The organism is Streptomyces atratus (assembly GCF_040655115.1).
In the GTDB taxonomy this organism is placed as follows: domain Bacteria; phylum Actinomycetota; class Actinomycetes; order Streptomycetales; family Streptomycetaceae; genus Streptomyces; species Streptomyces atratus_D.
The window spans coordinates 13177-34619 of the sequence record NZ_JBFAJH010000039.1 but is presented as its reverse complement, the minus strand read 5'-3'; the positions used below and the strand labels follow the sequence as shown (position 1 = coordinate 34619).

Below are 21443 nucleotides of genomic sequence, written 5' to 3'. Positions count from 1 at the left end.
GTACACGGAGAAAGGCACCCGATGCACCCTCGACACCACCAGAAGCTGCACTTCGGCCCCGCCCGCTCCGAGCTCCACGTCGGCGTGGACGTCGACCGGATGCGCCGCGAGCGCGCGGACCGGATGCGAGCCCTGATGCACGAGAAGGGTGTGCCGGCGCTCCTGCTGGCCGGGGCCGACAACGTTCGCTACCTGACGGGGTTCCACTGGGGGGAGTACCAGCTGCAGACCGGCTACGCCCTGTTCTTCGCCGAGGGCGACCCGGTCGTGTTCTCCCCCGCGGGCTCCCTGCAGCAGATGCCCGACCAGGCGCCGTGGGTGCCCGAGTGGCGTCCGGCCATCTCCTGGCTGGGCGGGGTGGCCCCTGCGTCGGCGATCGCGGAGCTGTCCGTCGCCTTCGCCGCGCAGATCCGTGACGAACTCGCCGAGCGGTCCCTCACGGGCGAGCAGCTCGCCGTGAGCGAGATCGACGAGGCGGGGATGCGTGCTCTCCACGCCGCGGGCATCGACACGGTCCCGGGCCTGCCGCTGCTGCTCGAGTGCGGGACCGTCAAGACGGCCGACGAGATCGCCTGCATCTCCATGGCCGCCAGCCTGACGACCGCCGGCTACGAGACAGTCCGTGCGAACCTGCGCCCCGGCGTCCGCCAGGCACAGCTCTCGACCGCAGCCCGCCGCGCCATCGAGGACGCGGGCGCCGAGATCGGCGCGGCCCGCCTGCTGTCGGGCCCGCTGTCTTTCCCGCGGGGCATCAGCGGCGGCGACCGCATCGTCGAGTACGGCGACCTCGCCTACCTGCTGACCTGCGGGACGTCCTACATGGGCTACACCGCGTGCCTGTACCGCCAGTTCATCGTCGGCCGCGCGCCATCCGCGGCGGAGAGTTCGTCGTACGCGAAGCTCACCGACCGCCTCGACCACGCGATCTCCCTGATGCGCCCCGGCGCGAGCACCGCGGACGTCGCGGCCGTGCTCGCCCCCGCCGAAGAGCTGGGCTTCGGGTCCGAGACCGAGTGCTTCAGCCTCGAGCTCGGGCACGGGGTCGGCCTGGTCAACGCCGGTTCGCGCGCCATCCACTACAACCCCCCGGTGATCACCCGCGAGTGGTCCTTCGACCACCCCGAGCAGATCAAGGAAGGCATGGTCATCGCGATCGAGGGCATCGAGGGGCAGCACCGTGTGGGCGGCGTCCGGCTCGAGAACCTCCTCGTGATCACCGCCGACGGCGCCGAGCTGCTCGACCACTACAAGCGCGAAGAGATGATCCAGACCGTCGGCTGAGACCGGCGGGGCACCTTCTTCCACCCGACCCGCACCACTTCCACGAGGACGACGCGCACGCTGGCGTGCGTTGAAGGGACGACCATGGCGAAGCATCGCCGACTCGACACACAGACCCCGTGGGTCGAGCTGAGCACCACCCCCGCGGACTGGAAGCGCGCCGACCCGGCGCTCCTCGCGGGCATGCTGGCACAGCTGCACCTGGTCCGCGCCTTCGAGGAGACCGTGCTGGAGCTCGCCGGCGAGGGGCTCGTCCACGGGCCTGCCCACTCGAGCATCGGCCAGGAGGGCGGCGCGGTCGGCTCGATCATCGGCCTGCGCTCGACGGACGCCGTCAACGGGTCCCACCGCGGGCACCACCAGTTCCTGGCGAAGGCGCTGACCCACGTGGGCGGCGTCCGCTCCGACCTCACCACCCTCGTCACGACCGAGATACGCGACGTCCTGCAGAAGACCCTCGCCGAGATCCTCGGTCTCGCGCAGGGGTACTGCCGTGGGCGCGGCGGGTCGATGCACCTGCAGTGGTTCGAGGCGGGGGCGCTCGGCACCAACGCGATCGTGGGCGGCGGCGCCCCGATGGCCACCGGCAACGCGTGGGCGCAGAAGCACGCGGGCACCACCGACCTGACAATCAACTACTTCGGCGACGGAGCCAGCCAGATCGGCTCTGTGCTCGAGAGCATGAACCTCGCCGCCACGTGGAAGCTCCCCACCGGGTTCTTCATCGAGAACAACCTCTACGGCGTCTCCACGCACGTCTCCGAGATCACCGCCGACACCCGTCTGTCGGTGCGCGGCCAGGGCTTCGGCGTGCCGGGCTGGCGCGTCGACGGCATGGACCCCCTCGCCGTGCACCTTGCGACGACCGAGGCCGCCGAGCGGATGCGTGCGGGGGAGGGCCCGGCCGTCATCGAGGCCACGGTGTACCGCTTCTTCCACCAGAACGGCCCCTACCCCGGCAGCGCCTTCGGCTACCGCACCAAGGACGAGGAGGATGCCTGGCGCGAGCGCGACCCGCTGCTGCGCGTCGCCGCCGAGATGCAGGGGCTGGGCCTGGTGAACGAGGCCGAGGTCGCCTCGGTGCGCGAGCAGACGCAGCAGGCGATGCGGGAGGTCGCCGCGCAGTTGCTCGAGGCCGACCCGGATACCGACGGCAAGCGGCGCATCCGCCCCGAGCTGTGGCCCGAGCCCGAGTTCGTCGACGTCGGCCTGCGCGGCGACACCAGCGAGCTGGACGGTGCGCGCACGCTCGACCCGGCGACCGCTCCGTTCACCGGCAAGGGCGGCAAGTTCATCGACGCCGTCTCGGCCGTGATGGGCCGCCGCATGGAGCAGGACGACCGGATCGTCGTCATGGGCGAGGACGTGCACCGCCTCGGCGGTGGCACCAACGGTGCTACCAAAGGCCTGGCCAAGCGCTTCCCCGAGCGGGTCCTCGGCACCCCGATCAGCGAGAACGCCTTCGTCGGACTCGGGGGCGGCCTTGCGCTCGACGGCCGCTTCCGCCCCGTGGTCGAGTTCATGTACCCCGACTTCATGTGGGTCGCCGCCGACCAGGTCTTCAACCAGATCGGCAAGGCCCGCCACATGTTCGGCGGCGTCAACCCCGTGCCGCTCGTGCTGCGCACCAAGGTCGCGATGGGCTCCGGGTACGGCTCCCAGCACCTCATGGACCCCGCGGGCGTCTTCGCGACCAGCCCCGGCTGGCGGATCGTCGCACCGTCGACGGCCGCCGACTACGTCGGTCTGATGAACGCCGCGCTCGCCCTGGAGGACCCGGTGCTCGTGATCGAGCACGTCGACCTGTACGCCCGGGCCGACGAGGTCCCCGAGGACCTCGACTACCAGCTGCCGTTCGGCAAGGCCGCACTGCGGCGCGAGGGCTCCGACGTCACGATCATCAGCTACCTGTCGATGGTCCACTACGTCCTGGAGTCGGTCGAGGAGACCGGTCTCGACGCCGACGTCGTCGACCTGCGCTGGCTCGACCGCGCCTCGATCGACTGGGAGACCATCGAGGCGTCGGTGAAGAAGACCAACGCCGTGCTGATCGTCGAGCAGGGTGCCGAGGGCACCTCGTACGGCGGCTGGCTCGCCGACGAGATCCAACGCCGCCTCTTCGACTGGCTCGACCAGCCCGTACAGCGGGTCACCGGCTCGGAGGCCAGCCCCAGCATCTCCAAGGTGCTCGAGCGCGCCGCGATCGCCCGCACCGAAGAGGTCATCGCGGGGATCGAGCAGGTCCGCGCCGGGATGGGGGGTGCCTGATGGCCACCGTCGTGCGCATGCCCGAGGTGCTCGCCGGCACCACCGAGGCCGCGATCACCACCTGGCTGGTCGCGCTCGGCCAGGAGATCGTCGTCGGCACAGCCCTCGCCGAGATCGAGACCGACAAGGCGGTCGTCGAGTACGCCTCCGAGGTCGAGGGGACCGTGCTGCACGTCTTCGCCGACGAGGGAGCCCCCGTCGCGGTCGGGGACCCGATCGTCGCGGTCGGCGCGCCGGGCGAGGCCGTCGAGGGGGTGCCCGACGGGGACGCCCCGGTGGTCTCGGCACCGGCCGCCTTCTCCCCCGCGGCCGCTGCGCCTGCGCCTGCCGCCCTCTCGGCGGCGGCAGGGACCGCGAGCGCCGTGCCGCAGTCCTGCCCAACCCCCGGGGGGCCGGGCGATCCCTTCGGCCGACCCTTTTCCAGCCCGCTCGTGCGCAGGCTGGCGAAGGAGCGCGGCATCGACCTCGCCACGATCACGGGGACGGGACCGAACGGCCGGATCGTGCGCCGTGACATCGAGAGTGCGGTCCCGGAGGGACGCGACGTCCCCACGCACACGGCGGCGTCCGGCGCCGAGCCTGCAGCGGCTGCGTCGCCCGTCGCGGCACCAGTACCGGTACCCGCTGCGCCGGTTTCTGGCGCCGCAGTCCCGGACGGCGTGGAGGAGGTCCCGCTGACCTCCATGCGGCGCGCGATCGCGCGCCGTCTCACCGAGAGCAAGAGTTCGGTGCCGCACTTCTACCTCGTCGCGGACGCGCGGGTCGACGAGCTGTTCGCCCTGCGCAAGCAGGTCAACGCGGTCGCCGACGTCAAGGTGTCGGTCAACGACTTCGTGCTCAAGGCCGTCGCGGGAGCCCTGCGTGCGGTCCCGGAGGCGAACGCCACCTGGGGCGAGACCGTCCTGCACCGCCACCTCACGGTCGACGTCGCGGTGGCCGTCGCGATCGAGGGCGGGCTCGTCACCCCCGTCGTGCGCGACGTGGACCGGCTGGCCGTCAGCGAGATCGCGCGCACGGTGCAGGACCTCGCCGAGCGCGCACGGGCCGGGCGCCTCAAGCAGCACGAGCTCGAGGGCGGCTCCTTCTCCGTGTCGAACCTCGGCATGTATGGCAGCCAGGAGTTCTCCGCGATCCTCAACCCGCCGCAGGCGGGGATCCTCGCGGTCGGCGCGGCCCGCCAGGTGCCCGTCGTGGACGACGGGGAGCTGGCCGTGGGCACGGTGATGACGGTGACGCTCTCGGCCGACCACCGCGTCATCGACGGCGCGCTCGCCGCGCAGTGGCTCGCGGCGTTCGTCGAGCGGATCGAGAACCCGATGCTGCTGCTGGTCTGACCCGCTCCGTCGGGTACCTACCCAGCCCAGTCGCACGCGTATGGTGAGAGCAACCCTCGGAAGGCGGATGTTTTGAGGAGGCTCCCGGTAACGGTCCCAGGTCACGACGTCATCCCTGTGCGGTGCTCCTCGTGCCCATCACACAGAGGCGTGGACATGACTGCACACAACGATCGGGGCACAAGGACGCGCCCAGCAGGTGCCGCAGCGGCAACCGCCGCGCTGCTCGCGCTCGCCAGTCGCTGCGCGGGCGGCAGCAGCGCCGACACCGGCGCAGGCTCCGCCGGAGGAGCAGTACGTCGCGGCGTTCGAGGGCATCGAGCCGATCGAGCTCTACGCCCAGACCCCGCCCCGCAGGGGGCGGCGAGCCACCTGAACACGGAGAACTTCCTGGCCCGCATCGAGGAGTGGTCGGGCGGAAAGATCACGTTGGAGATCGCCTACACCAACGCGGCGGCCGGTGCGACCGAGATCGACGACGCGCTCGCCGACGGGCGGCTCGACGTCGGCAGCGTCCTCATCTACTACGAGCCCAGCGGCTACCCCGCGACGAACGCGCTCATCGACGCGGGCATACTCAACGAGGGCTCGCCTGTCGTCGGGGTGTTGCAGTCCAACACCTGGGCCAACGAGGTCGCGTTCAGCACCCTCGAGATCATGGCCGAACGGGACGCCCACTGCCTCGTCCCCCTTGTGCCGGTCTGGAGCGGCGGTGCGAACGGGCTCCTCTGCACCGAGGAGAGCGGCTCGCTCGAGCAGACGCTGGGGGTCGCCGTCGCGGCCACCAGCACGATCCAGAACCAGCCGGTCGAGGCACTCGGTGCTACCCCCGCGTCAATCGTCTACACGATTTCTTCGAGAGCGTGCAGCGCGGGTGGTCGACTGCATCATCGCGGACGGCCCCGCGGCCCTCCTCGGTGGCGTCGCGCCGGAGGCCCCTCACGGCGTGTTCGACTCCGATGCGACGTTCGCCGCCGTCGGAGGCGGCCTCGCGTTCAGCAACGGCCGGTAGGAGATCCTGCCCCTCGTCGCCCAGCAGCTGATCCGGGACAGCACGAGCGTCTACTTGAGGAGAACATCACGGCCATAGCCTGGCCCACCTGGCCGAGGTCGCGACAGAGGCAAGACGGGGCGTTCACCCGTCTGGACGAACCGGCGCGGGCGGCCCTGGCCGCGACGAACGAGGAGGTCCTCCATGGCCTGCGCGCCTCGACCGTCCGCGACGGCGAGGAGCTCGTGGAGGAGTCCACCGCTGCCGCCGAGAGGTGGACGGACAAGGTCGAGGATCTCGGCTTCGACCAGGACGTCGACTACTCGACCTTCACGGAGTGGTGGGACGACTCCGACGACCTCTCCACCTACACCGACACGGTGATGACCAACGGCTTCGGGCCGCACCGGTCCAAGTGACCGGACGCCCAGACCAGCTCAGACAAGGGAGTTTGAACCATGACCAGCACGGGAGTCCTCCAGGGCAAGCACGTCCTCATCACCGGCGCAGGCCGCGGTCTCGGCGAGGCGTACGCGCGCGCGGCCGTCGCCGAGGGCGCGCGCGTGGTCATCTCGGACATCAACGCGGAGGCCGTCGAGGCAGTCGCCGCTTCGATCAACGACGCGGGCGGCGAGGCGCTCGCCGTCGTCTCCGACGTCACCGACTGGGACAGCTGCGAGAAGCTCGTCGCGGCCGCCGTGGAACGCTTTGGCAAGCTCGACGGCCTGGTGAACAACGCCGGCTACCTGAACCCTGTGGTCGCGGGCACCGAGACCGAGGCCGACATCCGCCGGCACATCGACATCGGCGTCTACGGGACCTACTTCATGTCGGTGCACGGGCTCGCCGCGATGCAGGGAAGCGGGTCCATCGTCAACGTCACCTCGGCCGCGCAGGTCGGTCTGCGGATGATGAACGCGTACGCGGCGGCCAAGGGTGCGGTCGCCTCGCTCACTTACGCCTGGGCGAACGAGTTCGGCGCCCAGGGCGGGGACATCCGTGTCAACGCCATGGCCCCGCACGCCTCCACCCCCATGATGGACGCCGGTACGGCCGCCTACACGAAGTACTTCGGCGGGCAGGCGGTCGCGCCGCCGCCCGCGACGAACGCGCCCATCGTCCTCTACCTGCTGTCCGACCTAAGCAAGGGCGTCAACGGTCAGGTCGTACGCCTCGCGAACGGGCGCGAGCTGCACCTGATGACCCACCCCCAGGTCCTCGACCAGCCGCTGACGCGCGACTCCTGGACCGTGCAGGACGTCGAGCGGGCCTTCGACGACGTGTTCCGCGACCGCCTGCAGCCGTACGGCACCCTGACCAACACCGACGCGCGGCTAATCGAGCCTGGCGTCGTCGCGTTCGACCCTGCCACCGCGTCCGCGGGCTGACAGGCCGACGCCCCGGTACTGCCTGTACTTGGTGACCCCACCGGCGCGAGCGCGACGGAAGGCGAGAAGCTCGTCACCCGCTGGGCCGCAGACTTGATCAAGGCGTTCGACGCCCACTTCGGCGACCTGGCCGACCGCGGGAAAGCGAGCGGACATACGTCAGTGGTGATGTCTCAGATCGAGACAGTTATGAGTGTGTCGACCGGCGCATAGTGCTCCTCCCGCCCCGTGCCGCACGAGCTGCCCCGCACCGTGCGCCACGGGGCGCATCCGATCCACTCTCAGCGCTCTGGAAGCCGGTGTGACAGACGCCTATCCCCCTCCCCCGCGGCCGTCCGCCGAGAACCTGCGCACCGTGCAGTTCTCCTGTCAGCTGCTCTTCCGCAGGGAACACGAGTTCGTCGAGCTCTTCTACGCCTGCATGATCGACATCCTGCCCGCCATCCGGGAGTTGACTCCTCAGCAGGGGCGGCCGCTCTGCGACGGGCTGGTCCGCTCGGTGCTGTGGGCGGCTCTCACCCAGGACACCCCGGAGGTCGTCGAGTCGACCCTGCGCCGGGTCGGCGCCGCGCACCAGCGCCAGGGCTTTCCGGAGGCCTGGTACCGCTCGTCCGGGCGAGCGTTGCTGGACGCCGCTCACGAGATCCACAAGGGCGAGTGGGGCTCGCTGCTCAGCTCCCATTGGATCGCCTGCTACACCTGGTTGAGCGCGAGCCTGGTCTCGGGCTCGGCACGGGCCCGATCGGGGGGGCGGTCACGACGAGCCGCCGCGATCCGGCACGGGTGCGGCGTTCACGACGGCCGGGCCCGTCGACTCGCTCGGCGACGTGTTCACCGAGCTCCGCACCCGCCACTTCCCCGGCGACGAGCGTGCCCTCGCCGCCATCTGCACGCGGGTGGCTCTGCGCACCGGCGCGGACCTGCGCAATCCGCGCCCGGACCAGCACACCGACCCATCAGTCGTCCACAACGTCCTGCGCATCCTGCTCGTCCTGGGCTACTCCCTGCCGTCGTTCGCGCCCGATTCCGTCCTCCCCGGCCCGGACACCTCCGGCCGAACCTCGGACTCGTACGGCGCCACTCACCCGTCCTATCCCGCCACCGCCCTGGGCACCTCAGCCAGGTCCGTCCCGGCCGACGGTCCGCTGCGGCGCTGGAAGCGGCTCTTCTCCAAGGCGACCCGATGACCTTCCCTCCTCCCTCACGCTCCGGTGTTGTCCGCGCCCACGCCACCGGTCCCGCGCCACAGGCAATCGCCCGGCTGTTCCGCGACCTCGACCACGGCCTGGCCGGACGCACGCCCACCGCGCTCCTGTACTTCGCTTCCAGCGCGTACGACCCCGGCGTCCTCGCCCCCGCCATGAGCAGCCACTTCCCCGGCACCACGGTCGTCGGCTGCTCCACCGCCGGCGAGTTCACCGACCTACGCAACGGCACCGGCGGCATCTCCGCCGGAGCGCTGCCTGGCGACGTGCTCAGCACGGCCACGGCGGTGCTCGGAACGATCGGCGCGGACGCGGGCGAGGGCACCGCCGCAGCGGTACAGGCCCTGGAGGAGCGCATCCGCATCCAGCTCCGCCATATCGACCCCACCCACCACTTCGGCTTCCTCCTTGTCGACGGCATGCACGCGGCCGAGGAGCAGGTCAACGACATGCTGGGGAACGCCGCACCCCTGCTGGACTTCGTCGGCGGCTCCGCCGGCGACGATTTCGCCCTCCAAGCCACCTGGGTGGCGGTCGGTGCGGAGGTGTCGTACGAGGGCGTGGCCCTGATGCTGTGCCGCAGCGCCGTCCCCTTCCAGATCGTCAAGACCTGTTCCTTCACGCCGACCGGCACGGTACTGCGCGTCACGAGCGCCACCCCGGCTCTCCGCACGGTGCACGAGTTCGACGGACGGCCTGCGGCCCAGGTCTACGCCGACGCGGTGGGTGTGGTCGTCGAGTCTCTGGACGTCGACATCTTCATGGAGCACCCAGTGGGGCTGATGCTCGACGGTCAGCCCTGGATCCGCACCCCGCAGGCGAGCACCCCCGATGGCAGCCTGCGGCTCTGGGCGCAGATCCTGCCCGGCATGCAGGTGGACGTGATGCGCTCCGGCAACCTGCTCGCCGACACCCGCACCGCCCTCCGTCGAGCACGCCTGGACCTCGGCGGCACGTCCGGCGCGGTCCTGTTCAACTGCGGATTCCGGCGCCTGGAGATGGACGCCAAGAACCTCTCGGCGGCCTTCCCCTCTGCGCTGGACGGCATCCCTACGGCCGGCTTCCACACGTACGGCGAGAGCTGGCTCGGACACGTCAACCAGACCCTGACGGGGGTGGTTTTCGGTCCCGGGCAGTGAGGGCAGCAACCAACGTGCCGCCCAGCGTCTACGAGCGTCAAACGAAGGACGGGATGATGTCGGTGCCGTACGCGTCGATGGTCCCCTCGCGGTTGTCGTGCATGTCGTAGACGGCAAACTGATCGACGCCGAGGTCCTTGAGGTGCCGCAGCTTCTCGATGTGGGCCTCGGCGGGGCCGAGGAGGCAGAAGCGGTCGACGATCTCGTCGGGCACGAAGGTGGTGTCGGGGTTGTCGGCGCGGCCGTGGTGGGAGTAGTCGTAGCCCTGCCGGTCCTTGGTGTACGCGGTGAGCTCGTCCGGGACCATGGCGGAGTGCTCGCCGTACTTGGACACCAGGTCGGCGACGTGGTCGCCGACCATGCCGCCGAACCAGCGGCACTGCTCGCGGGCGTGCGCCAGCGCCGCCGGGGAGTCGTCGGCCGTCACGTACGCGGGGGCGGCGACGCAGACGGTGAGCGCGTCGGGATCGCGGCCGGCCTCCCGCGCCGTCTCCCGGACGGCCTTGACCATCCACTCGGTCGGGAACGGGTCGGCGAGCTGGAGGATGAAGCCGTCGGCCTTCTGCCCGGCGAGGGCGAGCGCCTTGGGCCCGTAGGCCGCCATCCACACCGGCAGCTTCCCGTTGGGTGCGATCCCGCCGAGCTGAGCGCGGCCGGGTACGCCTATCTGCACCCCTTGCTCTCCGATACGCCCGTGGCCCCGACCCGGCAGATGCCGCACGGCGGCATCGAGCGTGAACAACGCCGCGCCCACCAGGCGTTCCTGACCACCGGTCCCGCCCGCACGCGGCGCCGGGCGATCGAGATCGACGGCAAGGCGCGGAGCCAAGCGCGACGACGGCAGTCAAGTCTTCGTCCTCTCCGCGGTCCGGCACGGCGACGGCACCACCCTCGCCTCCCGCGAGATCGGCGCGAAGACCAACGAAATCCGGGAGTTCCAGCCCCTGTTGGAACAGATCGACGACGCGGTCCTGACCGGCGCCGTCATCACCGTGGATGCCTTGCAGGCACAACGCACCCACGCCATCTACCTGCACGAACGTGGCGCCCACTACCTTCTGACTGTCAAGGGCAACCAGAAGAACCTGGCCCACCAGCTGCAGGCCCTGCCCTGGAAGCAGGTGCCGGTCATCCACCGCGACGACGCCCCGGGTCATGGCCGCGACGAGGAGCGACACGTCCAGGTGGTCAGCGTCGCGGGCCTGCTCTTCCCCTACGCCGCCCAGGTCCTGCGCATCCGCCGCAAGCGCCGCCTCTACGGTGCGAAGAAGTGGTCCACCGAGACCGTCTACGCGATCACTGACCTGCCCGCCGAACAGGCCACCGCCGCCGAGATCGCCACCTGGGCCCGGGGCCACTGGACCGTGGAGAACACCGTCCACTGGTGCCGAGATGTCACCTTCAACGAAGACAAATCCCAGGTCAGGACTCATAACACGCCCGCTGTCCTCGCCGCGATCCGCGACCTGATCCGTGGCGCCCTGGACCTGGCCGGCTACGTCAACATTGCCGCCGGACGCCGGGCCCACACCGACCGCCACCGCACTCTCAGCCTTTACGGCCTCACGTGATCAACCGGACATCTCCGGCACACGCCGGGGCCCTGACACAAAGGCACAGGCCTATTCCACCAATTCAGACCGCGCGATCCACCACCTGAGCTTCCAGCCATGCCTCCACCTCCGGCCAGCGGTAGCGCAAATAGCGGCCGACCTTGTGGGCTCGCGGACCCTGGCGTCGGTGATTCCATACGTAGACCGTGTTCAGCGGCACGCCGAGGAAGTGGGCCAGTTCCTCAGCGCTCATCAGCGGGCGGCGGTCCCCCGCATCACTGGCGGCTTCTGCCGCACGGGCAGTGGTTCGACGCATGGGTGCTCCAGAACGGCTCGGAATCGGGCAGGAAAGAACCACGCGAGCGATTGCCCACTGTGGCGGTGCACGGAACAGTGACATGAGATTCCAGCCGCGCCAAATAAAAGGGCTTGCCGTGAAATTCCTGAGACTCTGCAGAACTCTCGAAAGACACCAGCGAACCCTCGGCGAGGGCTCGCTGAATCCTCACCGATACCTCAGCGAGGATTCAGCTAGGGCGAGATCCTTCCCCACCACTCTGGATCCCCATGTCGCAATAACCCAGAAAATACGTTTGACATTTCCGTTTCCCTGGATCAACATTCCATTCAATCAAGCCGCGATGAACGACCACACGATTTCACCCTCGATGACGACCCTGATACGAGAGAACCCCACCAACAACATCAAGGCCGCCCGACAATTAGGAGTTAAGTCCATGCCGTACGACCGTTGGCACAAGTCACGCCCGAAAGCCGGAGCGTCGACCTGCAGGGAACACGGCAAGGTTCCGACGATGGATCATGGGGTCGGGAAGCGGTGGCAGGCCCGTTGGCGTAACCGGGAAGGTATCCAGCAGACGGAGTTGTTCCGCACCGAGGCCGAAGCCCGCAGGCACGAGACCAAGATGCGGTCCGGAGTGGACGACGGGTCATATATCAACCCTCGCGCCGGAGAGGTCAGGGTCGGTGAACTCGCCCTCACGTGGCTCAAGGGGCACGAGCACAAGAACCCGCGCACATACCGACGCCACAGGGAGCGGGTTCACCTACACATCGTCCCTACCGCAGTTGGGAAGATGCGTGTAAAGGACGTGAACGCGTCGTCTTTGCTGAACTGGCTACACGACCGTCGTCGGCTGCTCGAAAGTTCCACGCTGCGCCTGGTCTTCGACAATCTTCGGGCTGTCTTTGACCTGGCTGTGGACGACAGCCTGATACCCAAAAATCCATGCCTCGCCAAATCAGTGCAGGACGCCAAGCCGAAGCGAGGAGATGGCGGCCGGGCAGAGCTGACCCTGACGTGGGAGGACACCGAGAAGATCCGGGCCGAACTTCCCGACCGCTACAAGGCACTCGTCGACTGCGGTCGCGGCCTGGGCCTCCGTCAAGGAGAAATATTCGGCCTGTCACCAGACGACATCGATTGGGCACATCCGGACGGCCCGATGGTGCACGTGCAACGGCAAGTAGTCCACGACGGCTCGTTCCTGGCATACGCCCTCCCCAAAGGGGGAGGCGACGAGGACCCGAAGGACCGGTGGGTCGAACTGACCGACGACGTGGCCATCCCCCTGCGCGAGCACATGGAGAAGTACCCGCCCGTCGAGGTGACCCGACCGTGGGGCAGCAAAGGCGGCGACCCGGTCACGGTGCAGCTGATCTTCTACACTCGAGAGAAGACCGCCATTCAGTCGAATTGGTTCAACTCCTACCGCTGGAAGCCTGCTCTGGCGGCGGCCGGCCTCATCAAGCCCCTCGACCCCAACGCGAAGGGACGGCGCTGGGAGAAGTCCCGCGACATGATGATGCACGCCCTCCGACACCTGTACGCGTCGATGATGATCAACGGCGGGGTAGACGTGTACACGCTCGCGGATCGGCTCGGACACGCCGATCCTGCCTTTACTCTGCGTAAGTACGTGCACCGGATCGTGGGAGCCGGTTCCAAGATCCGCATCGCGGTCCAGAGCGCCTACACGAGGGCCGCGTGACTCCTGCGCTGTTCGGCTTGTGCAACGACCGTGCAAGATGATCTTCGGACGGGTTCGTTTGCGCAGGTCAGATACGTCGTATAGGAGTTCCGCGACATCTAAGCGTTCTCTGACAGATAGCCGCGCCCGGTCTGACCTGCGCAAATGCGTGTCGGGAACGGGCGTAGCGGCCCTGTGGGATTTCTCGGGGACTTTGGGCCGGAACGGAGCTGTTCCCGGAGCGTCCCGGGCTACGCGAAGACCGCGTCGATGGCGGTGTTGCTCCCCGACACAAGACCTGTCCGGGGTGTCTCCTCCAGCGCGGCGATCACGCCGGACTCGGCCAGGGCGGGGTTCGCCGACGCCAGGTCGAACCAACCGGCGGGCAGATAGCGCGAGATGAAGGACGGGTCGCCGTCGTGCACGTGCAGCACGTACACCGTGAACAGCACCTGATTGACGTAGACCAGACCGGTCACCAGCGCCGGCGCGGCGGCGGGTGAGACGGAGCGGCCCGCCGCCGCGGCCGGAGGGCCGGGGCGGCGGGCCAGGACACGCGGGGTGATCGCGAGGGCCGACACGGCCGAAGCGACCACCACCACGTCCACGAGTGCCCGCATGTTCATCACCCGTGCAGGTGTGCCTGCACGGACGTGCCGTTCGCTCAGAACCGGCGCGGACCCTCGAAATTCCAGTGCTCGATCAGGGAAGGAACCTGGGTCCAGACCACGATGAGCACTACCAGAAGACTCAGGGACACTCCCCAGGCGGCCTTCCACCTGCGGGACACCACGGCGGCGGCCAGCAGAAAGACGGCGGCGAACAAGAGGATGAAGTTGGCCCCCGCAACGTCGTCGGGGTCACTCGTGGGTCCGATTTCCTCGCCCACGAACGGAAGGCTCAAGGCCAACCAGAACAACGTGGCAAGGTACAGGCACGCGGCAACGACCGCCCTGGACCACAGGCCCCCTCGACTTTCAGGGAAAAGCACTCGCCACTCCTTTCGGTTCGAAACTCGCTGTGCTGCACCCGGACCCGGGTGCAGCACAGCGACCGTGGAGCCTGCCCCAGGAGATCTCGCAGCATCGGCTGCCACCCGACTATGCGAGCGCCGTAGCTCCTCGAACTGCGAGCGGTGGCATAGAAATCAGGCCCGCCCTGATAGTAGGCACCGACATTCTGCGTGTCCGCGTCCGTGAAATCTCCCGCCCCTCGGCCCGGAGCAACCTTGTCCCGGGCGTCGGACAGATACCTTGCCGCCAGGAAAATGTTCTGGACATTGTCCTGGAGCGAACTCTTGGTCTCACTCCGCTGATAACCGCTCAGATTACGGGGGTCATATCCGAGCAATTCGGCGGCTGCGTCGATCTGCATGCTGATGTTGCCGTACGAGGCGTCGTCACCGTTCATCACCTCTCCCGCGAGTTCCGTGATCGGCGGCTTGCCCGAGACCTCGTTGTAGGCGACACCGGCCAGCAGCGTAGCCGGGATGTCGTTCTTCGCCGCGGCAGCCTTGATGGTGTCCGCGTATGCGGCGACGAAGTCCCCCTTGTACTGGGCCCGGTCCTCGTCGACACCACCGAAGACCCAGTTCCAGGTCTGTGCCGCCGCGTCCCAGTCGCTCCAGACGTCGAGGTCCTTCTGCGAACCGTACTTGTCGGACAGGCCCATCAGCAGCAGGTGCTCCACCGTGAGCTGCTTGGTGGGCGTACTGCACGCCGGCGGGCAGCCGGCGCCGATGGTGACCAGCGTGGAGTCAGCGGCAGGGGTCTTCGCCCCTTCGGCCATCTCATGCTTGATCATCGGTGTTTCGCGGTAGACGCCTCCGCACATCCCGGTGATGTCGCAGCTTGTGTGCCCGTCCATCTCGATGAAACTGCTCGGGTTGCCGCCGGCGAAGGCGTACCGGTTGCCGGTGAACGGGTCGGCTCCGAGGCCCATGTCGGCGAGGGCGCCGTTGTACATGTCCCGGGTGGTGAAGCGGTTCAGGCCCGGGTTGTAGTCGCGGAAGCCCATGTCGTACGTCTCGGACTGGGCGTCCCAGCGCTTGGCGTTGAAGCGGTACGGGTTGTAGGCCTCCTTGGTGGGGTCGGCGGCGTCGGGCTTGTCGATGCCGGTGAACTCGGAGTCGTCGTCCTTGCCGTAGGCCGTGTAGCCGTACGTCGCCTTGGTGTTGCCGTCCTTGTCGGTCAGCGTCTCGACGTCGGTGTGGTTGTTGTAGCCGTAGTAGCCGTCCTCACTCGTGCCGTCGGTGTTGTGCTTGACCTGCGACAACCGCTCGCCCCACGGGCTGTACTGGTAGGACTTGGTCAGCTCGCCTGCCACCTTCCCGTCCAGGACCTCGCCGGACAGGCCGAGGTAGGTGAAGTCGGTGGTCTTGCCGTCGGCGGTCTTGGACGCGGTGCGGTCCAGCGGGTCGAACGTGTACGTCGTCGCCTTCAGCGTGCCGGAGTCGTCCATCTTCTCGGACTTCACGACGTGGTCGAAGCCGTCGTAGGTGCTGCGTTCGATGATCTGGCTGCCCGAGGTGACCGATTCCTGGCGGCCGAACGGGTCGTAGTTGTAGTTCGCCGCGGTGCCGCCGGTGGTGGCGGTGAGCAAGCGGTTGCGGTCGTAGTTGTAGTCGGTGGTGGTGTTGTCGACGGTCTGCCGGATGACGTTGGCGTTGTCGTCGTGGACGTACGTCTCCGTCCCCGCGCCGTTACCGGTCTTGACCGACTCCTTGAGGCGGTCGGCCGGGTCGTAGCTGAAGTTCGTGGTCGAGTCGAGGTAGGCCGTGTTGTTGTCTGCGTTCATCTTCTTCGCCACGTCCTGCGCCTTGTTGCCGTTGGCGTCGTAGGCGTAAGTGTGGGAGGAGACGAGGGTGCCGTTGGCCTTCTTCTCGGCCGACGTCTTCAGCGCGGCGTTGAGGTAGTAGGTGTAGTCGACGGTGTTGCCGTTGGCCTTGGTCTCCTTCAGCGGCTGGCCGCGATCGGTGTAGGTGTACGACGTCACCTTCGGCGACGCGTCTGTCGGGGTCTTGCCGACGGAGACCGTCTTGACCAGTTCGCGCAGGTCGAAGCTGTACTTGGAGAACTGGTCGGGGTGGGTGATCGTCTCCGGCTGGCCGTTGGCGTCGTAGGTGTACGACGTGGCCTTCTTCTCGGTGCCGGAGAGCGCCTCGGTGACCTTCTGGACCTGGTTGAGGCCGGTGTAGGCGACCGTGTAGGCGTCGATCTTCGCGGTCGACGAGGTGTCGTCGATCTTGGTCAGGTTGCCGTTGAGGTCGTAGGTGTAGGCGAAGTTGTTCTTCTCGGTGTCCGCCGGGTCGCCGGTGGTGTCACGCACCAGCTTCACCCCGTCGGCGACCGTGATGCCGCCGCTGTTCTGGAACAGCTGCAGCTTGGCCGCGTTGCCCTGCTTGAAGGAGAACGACCCCAGCGACACCCAGGTGCCCTGGTTCGCAGTCGCGTTCTGGTCGATGGTCTTGTCGGTCGTGCCGGTGGAGTGCGTCACGGTGTACTTCGCCGTGGTCGCCGCCCCGGTGACCTTCGGGAACTTCACGTACGCGGTGTACGCGCCGTCCTTGGGAATGTTCAACGTCCAGGTGAACGCGTCCGTGCCGGTGCCCGCCGCGTGCGTGGCGTGGTCGTAGCCGTGCTGACCGGTGGCTGTCGCCTTCGTCCAGGTGCCGGTGGAGGACGTGTTCTGGGTGTCGGAGTTGTCGACCAGGACGACCGACTTGCCGACCGGGACACCGTCGTCAGAGCGAGCCTTGACGGAACCGTCCGCGTAGTACGACCACGTCATCGTGCGGTTGGAGGAACCGCCCGCCGAGGTCAGGGTGCGCTTGGTCTGCTGCCCCAGTTCGTTGTAGTCGTAGCTGGTGGCGATGTCCCACGGGTCGGTGGAGGATTCCGCCCAGCCGTTGTCGAAGTAGCTGTAGTTGGTGTCGTTGCGGACCGTCTCACCCTCCGACGGCGGCAGTGACGTCTTCGACACCCGGCCCACTTTGTCGTACACGGTCTCCGTGTAGACGGTGGGGTTGTTGTAGCGCGAGTCCGCCGGGTCGTACGGCTGGTACTGCTTGACCGGCCGGTTCAGCACGTCGTACTCGGTACGGGCGGTGAACGCCGTGGTGGTCCCGGCCGCGACGGCGCGCGGCGTGATCACCTTGGTGGTGTTGCCGACCTGGTCGTACTCGTACTTCGTCGAGCGGGTCGTGGTGCCCTCGTAGGGGACCTTGACCTCGCTCTTCATGCCGCGCTCGTCGTAGGTGACGGTCGTGGTGTTGTTCACCGCGTCCGTGGTCGACGTGACCAGCGAGTCCTTGTCATAGGCGCTCTTGGTGGTCTTGCCGGCCGCGTCCGTGACGGTCGTGACCCGGTGGTTCAGGTCGTAGGCCGTCTTGGTCGTGTAGTCGGTGGTGTCCGCGGTCGCGTTCTTCTTCGGGTCGATGACCGTGACGACGTTGCCGACGTTGTCGTACTCGTAGGAGACCTTGTCACCGGCCGCGTTGACCACGGAGGTGAGCTCGTAGATCTCGTCGTAGTGCTGGGTGGTGACGTAGTCGGTGGTGTCCGTCGTCGTCGCCGTGCCCTTGGGCTCGGTCGTCGTCTTCAGATTGCCGACCCTGTCGTAGGTGTACGTCGAGGTGCGCGGGTCGGTCAGGTTGTTCGCCGGCGCGGTCGCCGACGTGACCTGGTCCGCGTCGTCGTACACCGCCGTCGACACCGAACCGTTGGGTCCCGTAGCCTTGGTGACGTTGTCGTTGGCGTCGTACTCCGGAGCCGGAGTGGTGATCAGGACACCGCTGTCCTGCTTCTTCGGCGACGTGCTGACCAGCGGACGGCCGAACGTGTCATAGGTCTGCGTCGTCACCTTCTGGTTCGCGTCGGTGACCTGCCTGACCTGACCGCGTTCGTCGTAGACGAAGTCCGTCAAGTCGGACTTGGCGTCGGTGATCCGGTTCGGATAGCCGGCGGGGCCGAAGTCGAAGAACGTCGTCGGGTTGCCGTTGGCGTCCATCGCCTTGGTCAGCTGACCGTAGGCGTTGTACTCGTACTTCGTGGTGTAGTCGTCCAACGTCGCGGTCGACACGCCCTTGGGGTCGGTGACCGTCTTCAGGTTGCCGAAGGTGTCGTAGCCGAACTGCCAGGCGCGGCCCTCGGGCGACGTCTTGCGGAACAGGTCGGCGGCGAAGCATGGCGCTCGGTGGAACCGGCAGGACCAACCGCACGCTGCCGCGCACCGAGACCTTCTCGCTGACCGGCGTCTCCTGGGCGGACCACACCAAGCGCTTCGACGGCACGGCCCAGACCCGCACCCGCAGCGCCTAGACGGGCGAGTGGACCGACTGGCGCGACCTGGACTTCGACACGGTGGCGCCGGAGACGCACGAGACGAGCGCCGTCGACACGCGCGGCGCCTCGGAGCCGTTGTGGGCAGGGCCCTCCGACGGGGTCGAGGCGCGCGTCCTGGCCGACGGCGCGCAGACGGCCGTACCCGAGGGGCTGCGCCTGAACCTGATCGACCCCGGCACCACGCCCGAGTCCAGTCGGGGAATCCTCCTGCCGGCGTTCGCGGGGCTCAAGGTGTGAGCGCTGTCCGTCTCCGCGTTCGGCTCCGCGCTTGCTGTGCCCACACCGCGCCTCGACACCCCGCACCGAGCCGAAAGAGTGGTCGCGGGGCCTGGAAGGCTCCTGGGACTTCTCTGGGACTTCCGGCTGCATCAACGGGCACGCCGGTGAAACACCCGAAAGGCTATTCGTACTGGTCAGCGTCCCGCGACCGCCCATCGCACCAGGTCACGGGGCCGCTGGGTCTCTTCCGCGACATCTGAGAAACAGGGCAAATCGTCAAAATTGACACATGCGACGATAGCCGCTCAACTTGCCCGTTGACCTGGGAAAACACCCCCCCGATACCTTCCCGCAGTTTCCGGCACCCTGTGCAGTCGATGTGCAAGATGATCAAGGAATGCTGGCGCCGCGTCAGGGACGATTGTCGCGCGACTGAGACCCCGTCACTCTTTACGGAGAGTAGCGGGGCCTCGATATGTTCCCAGGTCAGAGCCACGAAGGCTCTCCCGGCGGGCAGTGGCTCCACCGTCGCCCCCTCAGTCGAACCCTTGGAACTGTTCTTTCCCAGCGGAGCAGGAGGCGCGAGCACTGCCGCACAGCGCAAGGCGCTGGCCATCTGCGCGCGGCAGGGATCAAGCGATCCGCGTCGCACTTGTCGGGTTGGGGCGCTGGAAGCGCGCCACCGAAAACACCGCGGCTGTCACCCGGAACGGATGATCCCTTCACCATCCTGTCCACCGATCGGGCAGGTACACGCAGCCTGTCCGATCGGCGTGCCGCATTGCGGCACCCCGTTCTTGACTCGCCTGCCTGCAATCGTCATCCGACAGGACTCGCCCGATTCCCAACCGGCTTGACGTATTCCGATATAGGAATATGATGGCCGCCATGGCACGAGCAGCGACGACGTCGGACGCGTTCAACGCGATCGCCGAGCCGCAGCGCCGGGACATCCTGGCGCTGCTGCGGGCGGGTGAGTGGCCGGTGACCGACCTGGCCCAGGAGCTGGGGATGAGCCAGCCGCGGGCGTCCAAGCACCTGCGGGTGCTCCGGGAGGTCGGGCTGGTGCGGGTCCGCGGGGCGGGCAAGCAGCGCCTCTACGGCCTGGACGCCCGCGGGCTGCGGCCGGTCCACGAGTGGGTCGGCGGATTCGAGCGGTTCTGGAACGAGAGTTTCGACCGGCTGGACACCTACGTGCAGGACCTCAAGCAGACACGGCAGGAGGAATGACCGATGGCAGGGGCAAGGCAAGAAACGCGGGCGGAGTCGGCGACGGCCGACCGGGAGATCGTGATCTCCCGGGTCATCGACGCCCCGCGGGAGCTGGTGTTCGAGGCGTTCACCGAGGTCCGGCACCTGTCGCGGTGGTGGGGTCCGGAGGGGTTCACCACCACCACGCGGTCCTTCGAGTTCCGCGAGGGCGGGGAGTGGGACTTCGTGCTGCACGGGCCGGACGGGACCGACTACTCCGAGTGGATCCGCTGGCTGCGGATCGCCCCGCCGGAGCGGATCGCGCTGCTGCACGGTGAGTCCCGCGACGACCCGAACGCCTTCGAGTCGGTCCTGACCTTCGCGCCGGACGGCGCGGCGACCCGGATCGTGATGCGCACGGTGTTCCCCACCAAGGAACTGCGCGACGAGGCGGTCGAGAAGTACCACGCGATCGAGGGCGGCCAGCAGACCCTGAGCAGCCTGGCGGCCTACGTCACCGACCTCGCGCGGAAGGGGGCGGAGGGCTGATGGCCGGGAAGGTGTTCTTCAGCGTGTCGATGTCGCTGGACGGCTTCATCGCGCCCGAGTCCGTGCCCGTTGAAGACGAGCTCTTCGCGCCCGACAAACAGGACGACCCGGACGTTCAGCGCTGGATGGCGCAGTGGGCGGAGCTGCAGCAGTGGCTGTTCCCGCTGCGGTTCATCCGGGAGAACCTGAAGCTGGGCGAGGGCGGCGAGGAGGGCCGCGACAACGACGTCGCGCGGGAGACGTTCGAGCGCACCGGCGCGAGCGTCATGGGCAAGCGCATGTTCGACCTCGGCGAGCAGGCATGGCCGGAGGAGGCGCCCTTCCACACTCCGGTCTTCGTCGTGACGCACACCAAGCGTGACCCGTGGGAGCGGCCCGGCGGCACCACGTTCCACTTCGTCAACGACGGCATCGAGCACGCCCTCGACCAGGCCCGCGAGGCCGCCGGCGACCGCGACGTCCGCATCGCCGGCGGCGGCGCGACGATCCTGGAGCACCTGAACGCCGGCCTGGTCGACGAGTTCTCGATCACGCTGTCACCGGTGCTTTTCGGCGCCGGCACCCGCCTGTTCGACGGCGTGGACGCGTCCAGGGTCGCGCTGGAGCCGGTCCGTTCGGAGCCGTCGTCGCGGGTGACGCACCTGACCTACACCGTGCACCCACGGTAGCCCCGCCACCACTCCACCCCAGCGACCCGGGCACCCACGGCGCACACGCTTGAATCAGCCCTGGATATTCAGCGGAATTGGGCGATCTGACGCCCTGATAGCAGAAAGGTGCCGGTGCGGCGGCAGGTGTGGTCGCTGCTGCATCTGCGGCCGGCAGAGCCCCGGCACCGCAATGGATTTCGGCGTCCGCCATTCGGATGAAGCTACGGTCGCCTCTGCGTGTACGGAGACCGGGCCGCCCGCCACGCCGATCAGATAGCGACGATGAGCACGGTTCGAGAGGCACGATGACGGCCCCCGGCCCGGCACGGGAAGCGGCCCCCG

General features: G+C 68.2%; 16 protein-coding genes and 3 pseudogenes. 14 read left to right on the top strand and 5 right to left on the bottom strand.

Going from position 1 to position 21443, the window contains the following annotated elements:
- Nucleotides 1–21 precede the first annotated feature (21 nt).
- The 7 genes from AB0I23_RS30430 (at nucleotide 22) to AB0I23_RS30400 (ending at nucleotide 9606) form a co-directional block, all read left to right on the top strand.
- Nucleotides 22–1281: a M24 family metallopeptidase gene (locus AB0I23_RS30430; protein ID WP_359114078.1), complete on the top strand. Its 1260-nt coding sequence runs from the start codon at nucleotides 22–24 to the stop codon at nucleotides 1279–1281.
- 84 nt (nucleotides 1282–1365) lie between these two features.
- Nucleotides 1366–3549, top strand: a complete 2184-nt coding sequence (locus AB0I23_RS30425) for an alpha-ketoacid dehydrogenase subunit alpha/beta (RefSeq protein ID WP_359114076.1) — start codon at nucleotides 1366–1368, stop codon at nucleotides 3547–3549.
- On the top strand, nucleotides 3549–4883 hold the full coding sequence (locus AB0I23_RS30420) for a dihydrolipoamide acetyltransferase family protein (RefSeq protein WP_359114074.1): 1335 nt from the start codon (nucleotides 3549–3551) through the stop codon (nucleotides 4881–4883). Before AB0I23_RS30425 ends, AB0I23_RS30420 begins: the two co-directional genes overlap by 1 nt.
- A gap of 156 nt (nucleotides 4884–5039) precedes the next feature.
- A complete protein-coding gene (locus AB0I23_RS30415; protein WP_359114072.1) occupies nucleotides 5040–6293 on the top strand; it encodes a hypothetical protein in 1254 nt (417 codons plus the stop codon).
- Nucleotides 6294–6332: 39 nt separating this feature from the next.
- Complete coding sequence (locus tag AB0I23_RS30410) at nucleotides 6333–7262, top strand: SDR family NAD(P)-dependent oxidoreductase (protein WP_359114070.1); 930 nt, start codon at nucleotides 6333–6335, stop codon at nucleotides 7260–7262.
- An 827-nt stretch (nucleotides 7263–8089) separates the two neighbouring features.
- Nucleotides 8090–8449 (top strand): hypothetical protein, encoded by a 360-nt coding sequence (locus AB0I23_RS30405; RefSeq protein WP_359114068.1) that lies wholly within the window; start codon nucleotides 8090–8092, stop codon nucleotides 8447–8449.
- Nucleotides 8446–9606, top strand: coding sequence for an FIST signal transduction protein (locus AB0I23_RS30400; protein WP_359114066.1), 1161 nt, complete (start codon nucleotides 8446–8448; stop codon nucleotides 9604–9606). The genes AB0I23_RS30405 and AB0I23_RS30400 overlap by 4 nt, the downstream gene beginning before the upstream one ends.
- A gap of 37 nt (nucleotides 9607–9643) precedes the next feature.
- Here AB0I23_RS30400 and AB0I23_RS30395 read toward each other — a convergent pair.
- A pseudogene (locus tag AB0I23_RS30395) lies at nucleotides 9644–10231 on the bottom strand (TIGR03842 family LLM class F420-dependent oxidoreductase); the annotation flags it as partial.
- A gap of 6 nt (nucleotides 10232–10237) precedes the next feature.
- Between AB0I23_RS30395 and AB0I23_RS30390 the strand changes: the two are divergent.
- A pseudogene (locus tag AB0I23_RS30390) lies at nucleotides 10238–11177 on the top strand (ISAs1 family transposase); the annotation flags it as partial.
- 64 nt (nucleotides 11178–11241) lie between these two features.
- Here AB0I23_RS30390 and AB0I23_RS30385 read toward each other — a convergent pair.
- Nucleotides 11242–11475 (bottom strand): helix-turn-helix transcriptional regulator, encoded by a 234-nt coding sequence (locus tag AB0I23_RS30385; protein ID WP_359114064.1) that lies wholly within the window; start codon nucleotides 11473–11475, stop codon nucleotides 11242–11244.
- Between the two features lie 82 nt (nucleotides 11476–11557).
- Here AB0I23_RS30385 and AB0I23_RS30380 point away from each other — a divergent pair, with 82 nt between their 5' ends.
- Nucleotides 11558–13171, top strand: a complete 1614-nt coding sequence (locus AB0I23_RS30380; RefSeq protein ID WP_359114063.1) for a tyrosine-type recombinase/integrase — start codon at nucleotides 11558–11560, stop codon at nucleotides 13169–13171.
- 230 nt (nucleotides 13172–13401) lie between these two features.
- On the opposite strand, the gene AB0I23_RS30375 is transcribed toward AB0I23_RS30380, so the two are convergent.
- From AB0I23_RS30375 to AB0I23_RS30365, 3 genes and pseudogenes are all read right to left on the bottom strand, one after another.
- Nucleotides 13402–13770 carry a hypothetical protein gene (locus AB0I23_RS30375; protein ID WP_359114061.1) on the bottom strand — a complete coding sequence of 123 codons (369 nt, stop codon included), beginning with the start codon at nucleotides 13768–13770 and terminating at the stop codon, nucleotides 13402–13404.
- 44 nt (nucleotides 13771–13814) lie between these two features.
- Nucleotides 13815–14039, bottom strand: coding sequence for a hypothetical protein (locus AB0I23_RS30370; RefSeq protein WP_240634269.1), 225 nt, complete (start codon nucleotides 14037–14039; stop codon nucleotides 13815–13817).
- Nucleotides 14040–14050: 11 nt separating this feature from the next.
- Nucleotides 14051–18343, bottom strand: a pseudogene (locus tag AB0I23_RS30365) (RHS repeat-associated core domain-containing protein); the annotation flags it as partial.
- Between AB0I23_RS30365 and AB0I23_RS30360 the strand changes: the two are divergent.
- From AB0I23_RS30360 to AB0I23_RS30340, 5 genes are all read left to right on the top strand, one after another.
- Nucleotides 18334–18468, top strand: coding sequence for a hypothetical protein (locus AB0I23_RS30360; protein ID WP_359114059.1), 135 nt, complete (start codon nucleotides 18334–18336; stop codon nucleotides 18466–18468). The pseudogene AB0I23_RS30365 and the gene AB0I23_RS30360 overlap by 10 nt on opposite strands.
- A gap of 42 nt (nucleotides 18469–18510) precedes the next feature.
- Nucleotides 18511–18729: a hypothetical protein gene (locus AB0I23_RS30355; RefSeq protein WP_359114057.1), complete on the top strand. Its 219-nt coding sequence runs from the start codon at nucleotides 18511–18513 to the stop codon at nucleotides 18727–18729.
- Nucleotides 18730–19599: 870 nt separating this feature from the next.
- A complete protein-coding gene (locus AB0I23_RS30350; RefSeq protein ID WP_359114055.1) occupies nucleotides 19600–19941 on the top strand; it encodes an ArsR/SmtB family transcription factor in 342 nt (113 codons plus the stop codon).
- Nucleotides 19942–19944: 3 nt separating this feature from the next.
- Entirely contained in the window at nucleotides 19945–20451 is a 507-nt protein-coding gene (locus AB0I23_RS30345) for an SRPBCC family protein (protein ID WP_359114054.1), read from the top strand.
- Nucleotides 20451–21119: a dihydrofolate reductase family protein gene (locus tag AB0I23_RS30340; protein WP_359114053.1), complete on the top strand. Its 669-nt coding sequence runs from the start codon at nucleotides 20451–20453 to the stop codon at nucleotides 21117–21119. Before AB0I23_RS30345 ends, AB0I23_RS30340 begins: the two co-directional genes overlap by 1 nt.
- Nucleotides 21120–21443: the final 324 nt, after the last annotated feature.

Bases quoted from the DNA above. Each gene is read 5' to 3' on its own strand.
- AB0I23_RS30430 (WP_359114078.1), top strand. From the start codon at position 22: ATGCACCCTCGACACCACCAGAAGCTGCACTTCGGCCCCGCCCGCTCC.
- AB0I23_RS30425 (WP_359114076.1), top strand. From the start codon at position 1,366: ATGGCGAAGCATCGCCGACTCGACACACAGACCCCGTGGGTCGAGCTG.
- AB0I23_RS30420 (WP_359114074.1), top strand. From the start codon at position 3,549: ATGGCCACCGTCGTGCGCATGCCCGAGGTGCTCGCCGGCACCACCGAG.
- AB0I23_RS30415 (WP_359114072.1), top strand. From the start codon at position 5,040: ATGACTGCACACAACGATCGGGGCACAAGGACGCGCCCAGCAGGTGCC.
- AB0I23_RS30410 (WP_359114070.1), top strand. From the start codon at position 6,333: ATGACCAGCACGGGAGTCCTCCAGGGCAAGCACGTCCTCATCACCGGC.
- AB0I23_RS30400 (WP_359114066.1), top strand. From the start codon at position 8,446: ATGACCTTCCCTCCTCCCTCACGCTCCGGTGTTGTCCGCGCCCACGCC.
- AB0I23_RS30385 (WP_359114064.1), bottom strand. From the start codon at position 11,475: ATGCGTCGAACCACTGCCCGTGCGGCAGAAGCCGCCAGTGATGCGGGG.
- AB0I23_RS30380 (WP_359114063.1), top strand. From the start codon at position 11,558: ATGAGATTCCAGCCGCGCCAAATAAAAGGGCTTGCCGTGAAATTCCTG.
- AB0I23_RS30375 (WP_359114061.1), bottom strand. From the start codon at position 13,770: ATGCGGGCACTCGTGGACGTGGTGGTGGTCGCTTCGGCCGTGTCGGCC.
- AB0I23_RS30360 (WP_359114059.1), top strand. From the start codon at position 18,334: ATGGCGCTCGGTGGAACCGGCAGGACCAACCGCACGCTGCCGCGCACC.
- AB0I23_RS30350 (WP_359114055.1), top strand. From the start codon at position 19,600: ATGGCACGAGCAGCGACGACGTCGGACGCGTTCAACGCGATCGCCGAG.
- AB0I23_RS30345 (WP_359114054.1), top strand. From the start codon at position 19,945: ATGGCAGGGGCAAGGCAAGAAACGCGGGCGGAGTCGGCGACGGCCGAC.
- AB0I23_RS30340 (WP_359114053.1), top strand. From the start codon at position 20,451: ATGGCCGGGAAGGTGTTCTTCAGCGTGTCGATGTCGCTGGACGGCTTC.